The organism is Streptomyces sp. DH41 (assembly GCF_029813785.1).
Lineage (GTDB): Bacteria > Actinomycetota > Actinomycetes > Streptomycetales > Streptomycetaceae > Streptomyces.
The window spans coordinates 1-15,045 of sequence record NZ_JARVKY010000040.1 but is presented as its reverse complement, the minus strand read 5'-3'; the positions used below and the strand labels follow the sequence as shown (position 1 = coordinate 15,045).

Here is a 15,045-nt window from a genome sequence, read left to right as displayed (position 1 = left end):
TCATGCGGGGCAGAAGATGTGGTCATGCCGTCGATCATGAAGAGCCGCTTGTCCTGGAACCAGGAGTCCGTTCATGGGGGTACTGCCAGCACCTGGATACCGTGTTCTCCGTGCGCGAGGATGAGGGCATGACGCAGACCAGGCCCCCCGCGATCCGGCGCGAGGTCGGTGACTTCCTCCGCAGCCGGCGCGAACGAGTGACCCCGCAGCAGGTTGGTCTCCCGTCCACGGGGCGACGGCGGACACCCGGACTGCGGCGCGAAGAGGTCGCCGTCCTCGCGGGAGTCGGCGTCACCTGGTACACCTGGCTCGAGCAGGGCCGGCCCATCAACGTCAGCGCTCAGGTCCTGCAGGCGGTCGCCCGAGCCCTGCAACTGGATGACACCGAGAGGCGACACCTGCACCGGCTCGCCGGATCAGGTACGCCGAAAGCCGAGTCGCCCGAATGTGATCCGCGGCTCGTAGCGGCGTTCCAGCCTGTCCTGGACAAGCTCGACCCGTTCCCCGCGTGCCTGCAGACCCCGCTGTTCGATGTGGTGGCGTACAACCGTGCCTATCGGTTTCTGTTCACCGACATGGACCTCGTCCCACCTGGGGAACGCAACTGCGCGGTGCGGTTCTTCACCGACCCCGACTGGCGCAGCCGCTACGTCGACGGTGACCTGGTTGCCGACCGGATGGTCGCGAGACTGCGCGCCGAGGTCGGCGCCGACATCGGTGCCCCTGCCGCTGCCGGAATCGTTGACGACCTCCGGGAACGTTCCAAGGAGTTCGCCCGCCTGTGGGCTCGTCACGACGTAATGCCCCAGCAGTACGAGACAAAACGCCTCGACAGCCCTCTTGTCGGGCGGCTCCAGCTGAACTTCGTCTCCACCAGCGTGTCCGAGACGGGACACCGGATGACCGTGATGACGCCGGCCGATGAGTCCACTTCCCTGCGTCTGACCCGGATGGCAGGCCTCACTGCCGCGACTACGCGGGTGTGACCCTGGTCGAAGTCCGGCCAGGGTCTGCGCGGCCCCGCAGCTTGCCGACCGCGGGGCCGTGTTCTGGTGTGAGCGTCCCCGCCGGGCTTCATGGGCGGGCCGGTACGCGGTCCGCACGGCCCTCACCCCCTCCAGCCGACGCGCTGACCGCAGGGGCTGTCGGCGGTGAGGTCCTCGCCGACGTTTCGATCTCTGAGACCGGTTGGGCCGGCGGAGTGAGGGCCGCCCACCCCTCTTCCCGGCGTCCTACTCGGGTCGTGGGGTCTCCCGTGCCCGTGCCAGGTGCCGACGGGCCTTGAGCCGGTTCCCGCAGGTCTTCATCGAACACCACCGTGCGGTGTTGGCACGGCTGCGGTCCAGTAGGAAGAGCCGGCATTCGGAGTTCTCGCACGGCCGTAGACGCCCGGGCATACGCTCTTTGACGTCCGCCCACGCGAGGACGAGTTCCACGGCGAGCCTGCGCTCAGGCGGTACCTCCAGGCGCCACTCGATGCCCGACGCGCTGGATTGTGGGACTTTGCGAACGCCTGCGAGGACCCGGTCCAGTCGAAGCTCCGTCGATGTGCCCGACTCCACCGCCTGGAGCGCGTTTCGGGCGGTGCGCAACCACCTGCGCTCCTCGTCGCCGCCGAGACCTCCGTGCTCACGTGCCCATCTGTCCACCTCGTGGTCGTCACGCCAGAGGTCCTGGGGTTCGCCATCCGCAACAGGGGCGCTGCCGGCAGTTCCTTCACCGGCAGTGCGCGCAGGCACCCCCGCACGTGCTCGGGGCCGCGCCCGGCACAACCCAGGGGGGAGGTCATCTCCGCACAGGCGTCGCGTACTTCCTGCTCCGTACGCCAGGTGCAGTACGGGTGGACCGGTGCCCCCTCGCCCATCGCACCGGCGGGCATGTCCATCGTGCCCTCGCCGCTGGCCAGAATGGCTCAATGAGCGTTCTCAGCGTCGCCTCTCCAGGGTGAGGACGGCTTTGGCGATGGCGGTCATGCGGTTGGGACTGCAGCGGGCTCTGCGGAAGATGCGCCAGGACTTCAGTCGCGCGACGCTTCGTTCGACTGGCGCCCGCGTCACCGACAGGACTCGGTTGATCGTCCGCTGGGTCGTGGTGAGCTCCTGGTGCGGAAGGCGTCTGATCGGCGTCGTCACCCAGGAGCCGGCACCGGTGTAGGCGCGGTCGGCGAGGACGGGCACGCCTTGGCGTTCGCAGATCCGGATGATGCGGTGGGTGTGGGTGTGGGTGTGGGTGTGGGTGTGGGTGTGGGTGTGGGTGCGGGTGCGGGCTGCGGTCCGGTCGTGGGCGCGGCCGGGCAGGTTGCCCGCAGGATCGGCGATGACCTGCAGGTTCACGCCGTGGCGGCGGTGCTTTTGGCGGCGAGAGCACGCTGGTGCGGCCGGAGCTTGCAGCGGCGATCACCCTCACGGGTGACGATGACCATGGTTACCCACTCGACCAGGGCGTGAGGCAGGGTAGAGCCCAACGAGGCTCCTGTGCTGATGAGTCGAGACGTCGAACACCTCTCTCAACGGCACAGGAGGTTCGTGCGTTGCGAGACGCCGGCTGGTCACCTGATCAGTGGCCACTCTGAAAGAGCTCAATGGTGAACAGGGGAGGCGTGCACTCCGGACCGAACCGGTCGCGAGCCGGGCGTCGTCCCGTTGCGCAGCTCGCCGGCGTCGGCAGAGCCTGCTTCTTGGCAGTCGGCCGACGCCAACAGCTCCGGATCCGGGGGCGGTGCTCACTCGGACGGGCATGGTGCGAATGCGGCGTGCTGGGAAACCGGACGTGACCGTGCGACGTCCCCTGTAGCACTGAGGGTGTCCGGAGAGCGCTGCTGCGGGAGGAAGTGAGGGCGGAGCGCGATACGACGATTGCCGGCAGGTACCGACTGACCGAACGGCTGGGCCGGGGAGGTATGGGTGGTCTGGGCCGCCCGTGATCGTGACCTGCATCGCGATGTCGCCGTCAAGCTGTTGGTGCCCGACCCTGCGGCGTCGCACGAAATGCACTACCGCTTCGAACGGGAGGCCGTGGCCGCCGCCCAGATCACGCGCCCCCGCGTCGCACGCTCTACGACCGCGGCACCTACGACGGCTACCGCTACCTGATCATGGAACGCGTCCGCGGCGGCGTGCTTGCCGCGCATGTGAGCCCCGAGCGTCCGATGAGCATCGAGGACACCTTGCGGATCGGAGAGGAAGTTTCCGCGGCGCTCTGTGCTGCCCACGAGGCCGGTGTCGTCCACTACGACATCACCAACACCTTCACCGTCGCCTCGAGCTCGTTGCTCAGCCCGGCCGGGACCGTGCAGTACGGAGCTCCCGAGCAGTTCACCGGAGCCGCAGCCGATCACCGATGCGACCTGTACGCACTCGGCGGCGTTCTGTTCGCCCTGCTCACCGGGCACCCACCTTTCACCGACACCAACGCCTACGCCGTCTTGCTGCGCAAGATCGAAGAGGACGCGCCCGCGGTGGACCGCCTAGGCCTTGTCCGGCCGATCATGTGCGGAGCCAGATGATCAGGGCTGCAGCGGTGGCTGTGCCGAGGAAGACGTAGCCGCGCTTGTCGTACCTGGTTGCCACGGCTCGGGACTGCTTCAACTTGTTGATCGCCCGCTCGACGGTGTTGCGCTTCTTGTACCACTCTTCGTCATAGCCGGGCGGCCGTCCGCCGCGTGAGCCCTTACGCAGGCGGGCGGCCCGGCTGTCGGACTTCTCCGGAATGGTGTGCCGAATACCCCGGCGACGCAGGTAGGTCCGACAGGGGCCATTGCTGTAAGCCTTGTCCGCCGCGAGGCTGTCGGGCCTGGTGCGCGGCCTGCCCGGCCCGGTCCGAGGAACGCGGATCTTCTCCAGCACCGCTGTGAACTGGGTGCAGTCCGCCCGCTGTCCGCCGGTGACGACCAGGGACAGCGGGCGGCAGCGGCCATCGGCGCTCAGGTGGAGCTTGCTGGTGAACCCGCCGCGCGAGCGGCCCAGGCCCTCACCTCCTGCACCATCTCCGCCAGGCGGGCGAGCAGGCTCTGCCACAACGCCTCGGCCTGATGTTCGAGGCCGTCCGCCCCCTTTAAAGCCGGAGCCAGCGGCAGATCGGTTCGGGCCCCGGCCGCGTGCTGGTGGGCGCGCACGATGGTGGAATCCACCGCGATGTCTCAGTCGATCTCGCCCGCGGCGTCGGCCTCGGCCTGGGCCTGTTGCAGCAGCCGTTCCCAGGTGCCGTCGGCCGACCACAGCCGGTGGCGCTCGTACACCGTCTTCCACGGCCCGAAACGCTCAGGCAGATCACGCCACTGCACCCCGGTCCGCACCCGGTGAAGGATCCCGTCGATCACCTGCCGGTGATCCCGCCACCTGCCACAACGCCCGTTGCTGACCGGCAGGAACGGCCGAAGCCGTTCCCACTCCGCATCTGTCAAGTCACCCCGCCCCATGCCTGGGACAACGAGCCACCAGTCAGACAGACACATGACCGGAGGAGGCGCAGGTCTCAGAAGGAGGCAAACTCGTCGTACTCGCGCTGCGCGACATCGCGCTTGCGGCGCCGTGTCACGGCGGGGCGCGGTGCCTCCATGCGGTGGTCCTCGCCGCGGCGGCCGAGCATCTCGGCGCCGGCCTGCACGGTCGGCTCCCAGTCGAAGACGACCGCGTTGTCCTCGGAGCCGATCGCGACGCCGTCGCCGGCCCGGGCGCCGGCCTTCATCAGGGCCGCCTCGACGCCGAGGCGGTTGAGCCGGTCGGCGAGGTAGCCGACGGCCTCGTCGTTGTTGAAGTCGGTCTGGCGCACCCAGCGCTCGGGCTTCTCGCCGCGCACCCGGTAGAGGTCCTCGCCCTCGGCGGTGACCGTGAAGCCCGCGTCGTCGACGGCCTTGGGACGGATGACGATGCGGGTCGCCTCCTCCTTCGGCTTGGTGGCGCGCGCCTCGGCGATGATCCCGGCAAGCGCGAAGGAGAGCTCCTTGAGCCCCTTGTGCGCGATCGCGGAGACCTCGAAGACGCGGTAGCCGCGGGCCTCCAGGTCCGGGCGGATCATGTCGGCGAGGTCCTGGCCGTCCGGGATGTCGACCTTGTTGAGGGCGACGATGCGCGGGCGGTTCTCGAGGCCGCCGTACAGCCGCAGCTCCTCCTCGATCACGTCGAGGTCGGAGACCGGGTCGCGGTCCGACTCCGGCGTGGCGGTGTCGAGGACGTGTACGAGGACGGAGCAGCGCTCGACGTGGCGCAGGAACTCCAGGCCGAGGCCCTTGCCCTGGCTGGCGCCGGGGATGAGCCCCGGGACGTCCGCGATGGTGTAGACGGTGGAGCCCGCGGTGACGACGCCCAGGTTGGGCACGAGGGTCGTGAACGGGTAGTCCGCGATCTTCGGCTTCGCCGCGGAGAGCACCGAGATCAGCGAGGACTTCCCGGCGCTCGGGTAACCGACGAGCGCGACGTCGGCGACGGTCTTGAGCTCCAGGACGATGTCCCGGCTCTCCCCCGGCTCGCCGAGCAGCGCGAAGCCGGGCGCCTTGCGGCGGGCGGAGGCGAGCGCGGCGTTGCCGAGGCCGCCGCGGCCGCCCTGGCCCGCGACGAAGGTGGTGCCCTGGCCGACCATGTCGGCGAGGATGTTCCCGGCCTTGTCGAGGACGACGGTGCCGTCCGGGACGGGGAGCACGAGGTCCTGGCTGTCCTTGCCGGACCGGTTGTCACCGGCGCCGGGCTGGCCGTTCGTGGCCTTGCGGTGGGGGTGGTGGTAGTAGTCCAGCAGCGTGGTGACGGCCTGCTCGACGACAAGAATCACATCGCCGCCGCGCCCGCCGTTGCCCCCGTCGGGGCCGCCCATCGGCTTGAATTTCTCGCGGTGCACGGAGGCCACGCCGTGGCCTCCGTCACCCGCGGAGACATGCAGCTCGACACGGTCCACGAAGGTCGTCATGGTGGGGCCTCCAGGTACTGCAGAAAAATACGGGAATGCTTGGAATGTCTCTTGATGCAAGGCGCCGAGGACGGACCGCTTCCCCGGTTGGCGGGGAAGCTGAGATCCGCCCTCGGAGGGTGCTGTGACGGCCGGCCGTGCGTTGCGTGGCCCAGGCTTCCGTCAGAGCGGAACAAGCTCAGTTTGAAGACGGACCCTGGTGGCTGGTCGTCACCCCGCCGTAGCCTTCCTGATGCGGGGGTCAGGACCGTACTGCCTGGGTACACCGAGGTTCTCCCGCAGGGTGGTCCCGGGATACTCGGTGGGGTAGATGCCGCGTGCGCGCAGGATCGGCACGACCTCGTCGACGAATGCGTCGACGCCGTCCTCGTAGATGTCGGGAGAGAGCCAGAACCCGTCGACGACACCCGCCTCGAACCACTTCTGCAGGTGATCGGCGTGCACCTCTCCGGGACCGACCGTGGTCGGGTGGTAGTCGATCACCCCGTGGGCGAGGATGTCGCGGGGCGACCAGCCTCCGCGCGCGACTTCCAAGGCGATGGAGGAGCGCGGATCCATCGGAGACGCGTAAGCGGCGGCCAGCTGATCCGGGGTGAGGGGCTCGTCGTAGCGCTTCGGATCGATATGCAGTCCCAGCAGCGCGCCAAGGTGGGGCAGCCGCGCCTCGATGACGTCACCTGCCAGGGCGAGGCGGCGGTCGAGACCCTCGCGCACCGTCGGGGCGACCGTCGTCATCAGGCCCGCGAAATACTTGATCTCGTCGGGGTCGCGGCCGGCTTCCCGCGCGGCGTTGCGCACCATCTCTCTCTGTGCGCGGGCCTCCTCGATCGTCCACACCTCGGCGATGAAGCCGCTCGCGTAGCGGCCGGCGAGTTGGAGCAGGTGTGGGCTGGGCCCCCCAGAGGTGAAGATCACCGGTTGGCCCTGCTCCGACGGCGGGATCGCGAGAGGCCCACGAGAAGCGACGTACTCGCCCTCCAGGTTGATGGGCCGAAGTTTCGAGGCGTCGATGAAGCGTCCGGAGGTCTGGTCCTTGATCCAGGCGTCCTCCTGCCAACTGCCCCAGAGCGCCTGGACGACCTGGATCGACTCATGTGCACGCTGGTAGCGCGCGGCGCGCTCCGCGACGGGTCTGCCGTAGTTCGCCGACACAGCCGGATCGCTCGTCGTGACGGCGTTCCACCCGGCGCGACCGTGACTCATCACGTCGAGCGCCTTGAACTGGCGTGCGGTGTTGAACGGCTCCTGGAAGGTAGTGGAGCCCGTCGCGACGAAGCCGATTCGGGAGGTGGCCTGCGAGATGGCGGCCAACTGCATCATCGGGTCCATGATGTTGTTGATCGTCGAGCGCTCGTCATTGCCGCGTACGGCGGGGAAGTCCGGGGTGAACAGGAAGGCGAAGCCGCCGCGCTCGGCGGCCTGCGCGTAGCGGATGTTCGCCTCGATCCTGGCGTAGTTGTCGGCGTCGACATGGGGTGCGCGCCAGGCTCCGGCGAGGTTGCCGTAGCCGTCGGTCAGTGCCATGCCGAGGATCATCTTCTTGCCTGCCATGCGGGCGTTCCTTTCAGTGGGAGAGCGTGTGGGTCGTGCTGTCGAAGAACACGAGTGGACGCTGCGTCTCGTCCCTGTGCAGGTCCTTCACCTCAAGCAGCACGAGAGTGTGGTCACCGGCCTCCACGGCCGTGCGGGGAGTGACGGTGATCGTCGCGAGAGCGCCCGGGACGAACGCGGCACCGCCGTCGATGTGCATCTCGATACCGCCGAAGCGTTCAGCGGCGGGCCGCCGAAGGTCCTGGAGCACCTGTGCCTGTGCTTCACCGAGAACACTGATGCCCCAGCGCGGCGCGCGGCGGAGAATCGGCCATGTCGTCGACGTGTGCGCGAACGCGAGGGACACGAGTGGGGGGTCCAGCGACACCGAGGCGAGCGAGTTGGCTGGCATGCCGACGATCTGTCCGTCGAGCTCGGCGGCGACGACGGACAGGCCCGTCGCGAAGCCTGCGAGCGCGCGCCTCATCGCCGTCGGCGTCACGGACGGTGTGGTTGTCTGCGTCATGAGACACATGGTCCAACCTTCACACCCATGTTAATGTCAAATGGAAGTCGTCACAGTGACGCTCGCCACCGACCCGGCGCAACCGGCGGGCAAGGACCGGAGACGGATGCCTGACGTACACGGCAGTCCGCACGCGGTGGCATCGACGCCCATCTCGATGAGGAGGAGTCATGCGCATCGGGGAGTTGTCCAAGAAGACCGGAGTCCCCACTCGGATGCTGCGGTACTACGAGGAGCAGGGGCTCATCACACCGCGCCGTCTCGACAATGGGTACCGCGAGTATGACGAGTACCTCATCGACCGCGTACACAAGATCCGCGGGCTGCTCGATGCAGGCGTACCTACGCGCATCATCAGCGACATGCTGCCCTGCCTTCACCAAGGCCCGGAGATCGTGGTGGCCGATCCGGACCCGGAACTGCGCGAGATGCTGATCGCGCAACGCGACAAGATGACCGAGCGCATCGCTTTCCTGGAGCAGAACCGCGACGCACTCACCCGTTACATCGAGGCGATGGACATCACGGCAGGGGTGCTGCCTGCGGCGGGCGCACGGTGAGCCGCCTGCTGAAGCAGTCCCGAGCCGTGGCAACCAGGTACGACAAGCGCGGCCACGTCTTCCTCGGCACAGCCACCGCTGCAGCCCTGATCACCTGGCTCCGCACATGATCGGCCGGACAAGTCCTAGGCGTCGGCCTGCCACCTGCGCTGACAGAGCTCATTGCCGGACTGCTGCGCCGGGATCCGGGACACCGCCCGCAGTCGGCACAGCACGTGCACGACCGCCTTGCCCAGCTGCACCGGGAGGTACGCACCACGACCCCGCCCCGGACAGCCGGCAGTCCTCCACGTTCCGCCGCGGGGCGTGCGGTCGGCATCGACCTGGGCACGACCAGTTCCGTCGTCAGCGTTCTGGAGGGCGGCGAGCCCACCGTCATCACCAACGCCGAGGGCGTCAGGACCACGCCGTCCGTCGTCGCCTTCGCCAAGAACGGTGAGGTGCTGGTCGGCGAGGTGGCCAAGCGTCAGGCGGTCCCGAACGTCGACAGGACCATCCGGTCGGTCAAGCGCCACACGGGCACCGACTGGAAGGGGTCAACCTGGACGGCAAGGACATCAACCCGCAGCAGATCAGCGCCTTCGTGCTGCAGAAGCTTTGACGGTTTGTCGTCAGGAGACTCTTGACGGTCCCTCTGGGTGCCCATGCCTTTGCCGTGGAGCCTGGTGATCGGCTCGAGGTTCTTGCGAGACCTGGCAGCGAGTTCGTCCTCCCCATGCAGGATCCGGTAGTGCGTGTCCTCGGTGACGACGGTGACGATCTTTCCCGCATGGCGCGGGCCGAGCTTGATGAACTGGCCGTTGATCATGAAGCGGCCGCTCGTATGCACCTTGCGCTGGGCCCGGATGGCGCCGGCCGGCAGGGGCGGAGGCCGCAGCGGGGACGTCACCGTCCGTGCCCCGTCCGATCTGCCCCAGACCGTCGGCCGGAACGGGGCAGGGCGACGTTCCCATCAGGGCGTTGTCGGCGATGGCGTGCATGGGGTGTCCGTCGAGGCGGAGGGTGATCGTGCGGCCGGCGAAAGCGAATCCGACCTGGTAACGGCCGCCGTCGAGCCTGACGAGCCCGTCGTGATGGACCTTGCGGTCGACCTCGACAGGTTCGCCGGCGGCGAGGATCGCCGTGCCGCTGCGGGCCTGGGCAGAGCCGCGGGTGCGGGCTCGGGGCCGGCCGGACGGTCTCCGTAGCGCATGGTCAGGTAGGCGAGATCCTCTGGCCGCAGCCGGGTCGGGACCGCGGTGACGAGGTGCCTGTCGAGGAGGAAGTGGACGCTGCGGTGATTCACCCAGACCGTCAGCATCCTGCCGGCCAGTGCCTGGTGGATGCCCACTCGCTGCCTGCCCGTCACCAGGGTGATCTCGCCGCTGGGAGGCACCCGCACCTCGAACTCGACCGCGGTGCCTTGCGGCGGCAGAATCGAGGGTTCGACGACCTCGATGGACAACTCAGGCGCTGCGACCGCCTATTCAGGATGCTCGTCATCGCGACCGACAGCAGCGGTGTGAGGCCGGAAGAGACTGATGGGGGTAGCCATGTTCAGGGCCTGGTGCGGACGCTGGTGGTTGTAGGCGTGCACCCAGCCGTTGATCGCTTCCCGGGCTGCGGCCAGCGACTCGAACGGCACCACGTGATCGATGAACTCCTCGCGCAGGGTGCGGTGAAAGCGTTCGATCTTGCCCGTAGTGGTGGGTGAACGCGGCTTGGTCAGGGTCAGGCGCTGGGTGATGCCGTTCTACCGGCGAATACGTTCGAAGAGGACCTCCACCGGCTGAGGGCGGGTATGACGGCCGGTGAACTGCTTGCCGTTGTCCGACAGGACCTCGAAGGGCACCCCAAAGCGGCGCATCGCGGCGGTGAAGGCCGAGCACACAGTGCGGTCGCTGGGCACGGCCACGACAGAGAAGATCACGACGAAGCGGGAGTGGTCGTCGATGCCGGTGACCATCTTGCACCCCCGGCCGTCGGCCAGCGGCACCCCGCCGACCAGCTCCAACTGCCACAGGTGCCTGGGCGCGCTGCCATCGACGGTACTTGCGCGGACTTCGCTGTTCCTGGATGCGGACCAGGCCGTCGCGTGACATCACCCGATGGACCGTGGCCCGCGACGGCGCCGACCTCAGCCCGCTGACAGCCAGTTCACGGGAGATCCGACGGGCACCCCAGCGCGGATGCCGGCGACGCAGCTCACAGATCTTGGCCTCCACCTCGGCCGACAGGCGTGTGGGACTGTTCCGCGGGCGTCGCGAGCGATCCAGCAGACCGGGCATGCCCTCCTGCTCGAACCGCCGCCGCCAGCTGCGCAGCGTCTGACGCGAAGTGCCGTACCGGGCCGCGACCTCAACGATCGGGAGCCCGCCAAGCATCTCGTGGACAGCCCGGTAGCGGTACTCCGCCAACTGTTGAACATCCACGCCATCGACCGAAGCACCGCTGGCTGGCTCATCAAAGGCCAGCAGACGGCGGACGTTCAACCGATCGTGTCAACCATGTCCAGAGCACAAACGGTCAAGCATCTCCTGAGACCTCACACCGAGAATCGCCGGCACCCCGGTGCTGTTCTCCGGCGCTGAGCCCCACCAAGGGGTGAGGCGGGACGCTCCCGTCGGATGGCGGTACTGCTGTGATCATTTCGCTTCGCAACGCAGCCATGGAGAGCTTCGTCGCGCTGTTGCAGGAGAACGTCCTCGACCGCCGCACCTGGGCCACCCGTCAGGAGCTGCGGATCGTGATCGTCACCTGGATCGAGCGGACCTACCACCGACGCCGGCGCCACAGACGCTTGGGCCGATTAGCCTCCGTCGAGTACGAGACCGTCACGACCCCACCCGCAGCTCTGGCTGCATAACCCCGCTGTCACCCGATCATGCAGCAGTCCCGCTTGTACCCGGGCCGCCGACGCCCGCGTCACCAGCCCGCCTCCGCCCGCCTGGTGGCACGCGGAGGCCGAACGGCTCGCCCCGCGGCGGCACGGGTGGCGGGCGTCGGATCGCCCTGGTCCGCACCATTGACGCAGTCATGCCTCCCCCGCATCATCGTGGGAGCGCTCCCATGGGCGTCGCACCGAAGGCACCCCACCGATCACACACCGGGCGTCCTGCCGGCCTACGCGGCGCTCGCCCGAGGAGGACACGTCATGCCGCTCGCACACCTCCCTCGCACCAGCCGGTTAGGCCGGCCGCCCCGCGGAGCCGGAAAAACAGCGGGCAGACGCCCCGCAGCCGCGCTCTTCTGCGCCCTGGCCACGGTCGCCGCCCTCGCCGCCGCTCCCCCTGCGCCCGCCGCGACCGGCCGGACCGCCGCGGTGACGGCCGCCGACGAGGCGTCGACCGTCGAGGTCTCCGTCAACGCGGGGGTGGGGCTCGGCACCATCGACAAGGCGGCGTTCGGCGTCAACCACGCGCTCTGGGACTCGCACATGAACGACCCCGAGGTGACCGGCCTGCTGGGCGAGGCGGGCGTCGGCGTGATGCGCTACCCAGGCGGCTCCTACGGCGACATCTACCACTGGAAGGACCACACCGCCCCCGGCGGTTACGTGGCTCCCGGCACCACCTTCGACGAGTTCATGGGCAGCGTCCGCGCCTCCGGCTCCCAGCCGATGATCATCGCCAACTACGGCACCGGCACACCGCAGGAGGCCGCCGACTGGGTCCGGTATGCCAACGTCACCCGCGGCTACGGGGCAAAGTACTGGGAGATCGGCAACGAGATCTACGGCAACGGCCACTACGGCAGCGGCTGGGAGGCCGACGACCACCCGGACAAGAGCCCGCGGGAGTACGCCCGCAACGTCCTCGCCTACGCGGAGGCGATGAAGGCAGTCGACCCGACGATCAAAATCGGCGCCGTGCTGACCACCCCGGGCGACTGGCCGGACGGCATCGTCGGCCCGGGTGACTCGGCAGACTGGAACCACACGGTGCTGTCCGCGGTCGCCGGGACGATCGACTTCGCCATCGTGCACTCCTACCCGGGCGGCGCCACCGCCGACGAGGCCTTGGACCGGACCGCCCGGCTGCCCGGACAGCTCCGCGAGGTCCGCCGGCAGATCGACCGGTACGCCGGGGAACGCTCGTCGAAGATCGGCATCGCACTCACCGAGGTCAACTCCAACGTCCAGATGAACAGCCGCCCCAACGGCCTGTTCGCCGCGGACACCTATATGACGGCGCTGGAGAACGGCGTCTTCAACGTCGACTGGTGGAACGTCCACAACGGGCCCACCAAGGTGGAGACGGTGGACGGCGACACCGACTTCAACGACTTCGGCCTGCTCTCCAGCGGCGGCTGCGTCGGCGACGTCTGCCAGCCGGCCGTGAACACGCCGTTCCACCCGTACTACGGCATCAAGTCGCTGACCAAGCTGGGCCGTCCCGGTGACACGATGGTCGCCTCCGCCACCGACAGCGACCAGGTCTCCGCGCACGCCGTGCACCGGGCCGACGGCACGCTGAGCGTGATGCTGATCAACAAAGACCCGCTGAACTCCCGCACCGCGGACATCAGCTATGCCGGATACACGCCCACTACGCAGACACCGGTCGTGCACCGCTACGGCCGCGGCGACACCGATGTCACCCAGGTGGCCGCCACCGCCGGGGGCGACCAGGTGCTGCCGCCGTACTCGATCACCACGATCACCGTCGCCCCGCACGCCGCCGCGGCCCCGGTCGGCGCGCCCGGCGCACCGAAGACCACCGCCGTGGGCAGCTCGACCGCCACGGTGAACTGGACGGCCCCAGCGAACGGCAAGGCGGTGCGCTACGAGGTGTACGAACGCCTGGGCACCAACGCCCAGTTGCTCGCCACCTCGACCTCCACCTCGGCGACGCTGCACAACCTGCCGCCGGGCTCCGAGCACACGGTCAACATCCTCGCCCGGGACGCCGACGGCCGCCTCTCGCGCCCCTCCGAGCCGCTGACCTTCGCCACCACGGCTCCGGACGACAGCAGCTGCCTGGTCAACTACCGGGTGGACAGCGGCTGGGGCAGTGGGTTCGTCGCCACCGTCACGGTCTCCAACGTGGGAGACGCCCCGATCAACGGCTGGACCCTGGACTTCACCTGGCCGTCCGCCGGCCAGTCCGTGCAGAGCTCCTGGAACGCGAACGTCACCAGCTCGGGCACGCGCGTCCATGTGACCGACAACGGCACCAACGCCGAGCTGGCCCCGCGCGGAGGTTCCACCGCCACCTTCGGATTCGTCGGAGCCAACGACGGAGCCAACCCCGCCCCGAGGACGTTCACCCTCAACGGCACGGTCTGCCGCACCTCCTGAGCCGACGCCCGTGGCCCGTTCCGCCCTCCGACGGGTCGGGCCACGGGAGCGCGGGTGCGGGCGCGCCGAGTCAGGTCACCCGTCGCCCACCCACCCCGAGCGCGGCGAACTGTTGGCGCTGCTCGATGCTTTCTCTCGCCTGCTGCGGGTGGCTGATGCAGGCGCCCAGCCGGACCGCTCCGTAGAAGCGAAGATCGGCGAGCCAGTGCTCCGCCGCTTTCCTGCCCCCACCGCGCCCTTCCGGGGTAGCGAGGAGGTGCGCCACGGCGTGATGGCCCTCGGCAGGTCGTCCAGATGTTCCCCAGCCTTGGCATCAGCTTCCTTGTCACTGCTGCCGCGTTCGTAACTTCCGGTGCTCAGCCCCCATCGCGACCTGGACCGGTTCCGGTACGGCAGATGGGCCCGCGCAGCACTCGGCTGTGTGAGGCCCATTCCCCGGATCCCGCACTCGGCCCTGGAGGACTTCCTCGATGACCTCCGTGCGGGTGCTGCCGCGGCGGGCCTGCCCCTGAGGGGCCTACACGCCGGATGAAGTCTGGCAGGACGATCCCTTGCCCGGACCAGCGCTACCACCTGACCCTGACCGCCGCAGGCTTCCCCACCATGCACGGCGTGGTGGGGGAGGAGGCCGAGGCCCGAAACAAGTTCGTCGCCTGGGTCGGCGCGTACGGTGTGATGCCGGATGCCACCGTCACCCTGGTCGACGAGGACACCGGCGTGGTGCTGAGGAGTGGAGCCGTCGGTATCTCACCGAGCGGTTTCGCGGTGAGGTGGGCCTGTCGCCGAAGACCTTCGCCCGGGTTCTGCGCTTCGAGCACGCGCACGAACTGGCCACCATGCACGACCCGCTTCCGTGGGCCGATGTGGCCACCGTCTCCGGCTACGCCGACCAGGCCCATCTCGCCCGGGACTGGCGCGAGTTCACGGGCCGATCGCCGACAGCATGGCGCCGAGGCGAAGTCCTGCTCGGGACCGGGTAGTCGCCGACCGGCCGCCCATCGCGTCGGCTTCCGTTCCCTTTCCTTCAGGACCACCCGATTGCCGTCCTGTGACGATCGTCGGCATGAGACTCGTCAATCACGAACCCAACGCCATCGACCTGCGGACCACCCCCGTACACCTCGGACTGGGGTCGAGAGCGAAACCCGTCGAGGGCTTCGCCTGGGACCCTGAGGTGCTCCATGCCTACAGCGCCGCGGTCGCGGCGGACGGCGCCGAGGGCCGGATGGTGACGATCTTCGACGGCGACGGCC

7 protein-coding genes and 8 pseudogenes are annotated in these 15,045 nt (G+C 68.9%); 8 read left to right on the top strand and 7 right to left on the bottom strand.

Annotated features, from left to right (window positions below; translation table 11 throughout):
* The first annotated feature begins 2 nt into the window (after nt 1–2).
* Nucleotides 3–986 carry a helix-turn-helix transcriptional regulator gene (locus QC283_RS37205; RefSeq protein ID WP_279566211.1) on the top strand — a complete coding sequence of 328 codons (984 nt, stop codon included), beginning with the start codon at nt 3–5 and terminating at the stop codon, nt 984–986.
* Nucleotides 987–1,232: 246 nt separating this feature from the next.
* On the opposite strand, the gene QC283_RS39510 is transcribed toward QC283_RS37205, so the two are convergent.
* Together QC283_RS39510 and QC283_RS37195 are read right to left on the bottom strand one after the other, a co-directional pair.
* Nucleotides 1,233–1,397, bottom strand: a complete 165-nt coding sequence (locus QC283_RS39510; RefSeq protein WP_336620687.1) for a CGNR zinc finger domain-containing protein — start codon at nt 1,395–1,397, stop codon at nt 1,233–1,235.
* A gap of 528 nt (nt 1,398–1,925) precedes the next feature.
* Nucleotides 1,926–2,422, bottom strand: a pseudogene (locus QC283_RS37195) (transposase family protein).
* A 645-nt stretch (nt 2,423–3,067) separates the two neighbouring features.
* Here QC283_RS37195 and QC283_RS37190 point away from each other — a divergent pair.
* Nucleotides 3,068–3,505: pseudogene (locus QC283_RS37190) on the top strand (protein kinase domain-containing protein); the annotation flags it as partial.
* On the opposite strand, the pseudogene QC283_RS37185 reads toward QC283_RS37190, so the two are convergent.
* From QC283_RS37185 to QC283_RS37170, 4 genes and pseudogenes are all read right to left on the bottom strand, one after another.
* Nucleotides 3,486–4,417: pseudogene (locus QC283_RS37185) on the bottom strand (IS5 family transposase). The pseudogenes QC283_RS37190 and QC283_RS37185 overlap by 20 nt on opposite strands.
* Nucleotides 4,418–4,473: 56 nt before the next feature.
* A complete protein-coding gene (gene obgE, locus QC283_RS37180; RefSeq protein ID WP_279566208.1) occupies nt 4,474–5,898 on the bottom strand; it encodes a GTPase ObgE in 1,425 nt (474 codons plus the stop codon).
* 210 nt (nt 5,899–6,108) lie between these two features.
* Nucleotides 6,109–7,449, bottom strand: a complete 1,341-nt coding sequence (locus QC283_RS37175) for an NtaA/DmoA family FMN-dependent monooxygenase (protein ID WP_279566207.1) — start codon at nt 7,447–7,449, stop codon at nt 6,109–6,111.
* Between the two features lie 13 nt (nt 7,450–7,462).
* On the bottom strand, nt 7,463–7,954 hold the full coding sequence (locus QC283_RS37170; protein WP_279566206.1) for a flavin reductase family protein: 492 nt from the start codon (nt 7,952–7,954) through the stop codon (nt 7,463–7,465).
* 170 nt (nt 7,955–8,124) lie between these two features.
* On the opposite strand from QC283_RS37170, the gene QC283_RS37165 reads away from it, so the two are divergent.
* Together QC283_RS37165 and QC283_RS37155 are read left to right on the top strand one after the other, a co-directional pair.
* Nucleotides 8,125–8,514: a MerR family transcriptional regulator gene (locus QC283_RS37165; protein WP_279566205.1), complete on the top strand. Its 390-nt coding sequence runs from the start codon at nt 8,125–8,127 to the stop codon at nt 8,512–8,514.
* Nucleotides 8,515–8,831: 317 nt separating this feature from the next.
* Nucleotides 8,832–9,112, top strand: a pseudogene (locus QC283_RS37155) (Hsp70 family protein); the annotation flags it as partial.
* Between the two features lie 51 nt (nt 9,113–9,163).
* On the opposite strand, the pseudogene QC283_RS39700 reads toward QC283_RS37155, so the two are convergent.
* A pseudogene (locus QC283_RS39700) lies at nt 9,164–10,925 on the bottom strand (IS481 family transposase); the annotation flags it as partial.
* Nucleotides 10,926–11,152: 227 nt separating this feature from the next.
* Here QC283_RS39700 and QC283_RS37130 point away from each other — a divergent pair.
* The 4 genes and pseudogenes from QC283_RS37130 to QC283_RS37115 form a co-directional block, all read left to right on the top strand.
* Nucleotides 11,153–11,359: pseudogene (locus QC283_RS37130) on the top strand (IS3 family transposase); the annotation flags it as partial.
* Nucleotides 11,360–11,647: 288 nt separating this feature from the next.
* On the top strand, nt 11,648–13,792 hold the full coding sequence (locus QC283_RS37125) for a cellulose binding domain-containing protein (RefSeq protein ID WP_279566202.1): 2,145 nt from the start codon (nt 11,648–11,650) through the stop codon (nt 13,790–13,792).
* Between the two features lie 728 nt (nt 13,793–14,520).
* A pseudogene (locus QC283_RS37120) lies at nt 14,521–14,772 on the top strand (helix-turn-helix domain-containing protein); the annotation flags it as partial.
* An 83-nt stretch (nt 14,773–14,855) separates the two neighbouring features.
* Nucleotides 14,856–15,045: pseudogene (locus QC283_RS37115) on the top strand (cupin domain-containing protein); the annotation flags it as partial.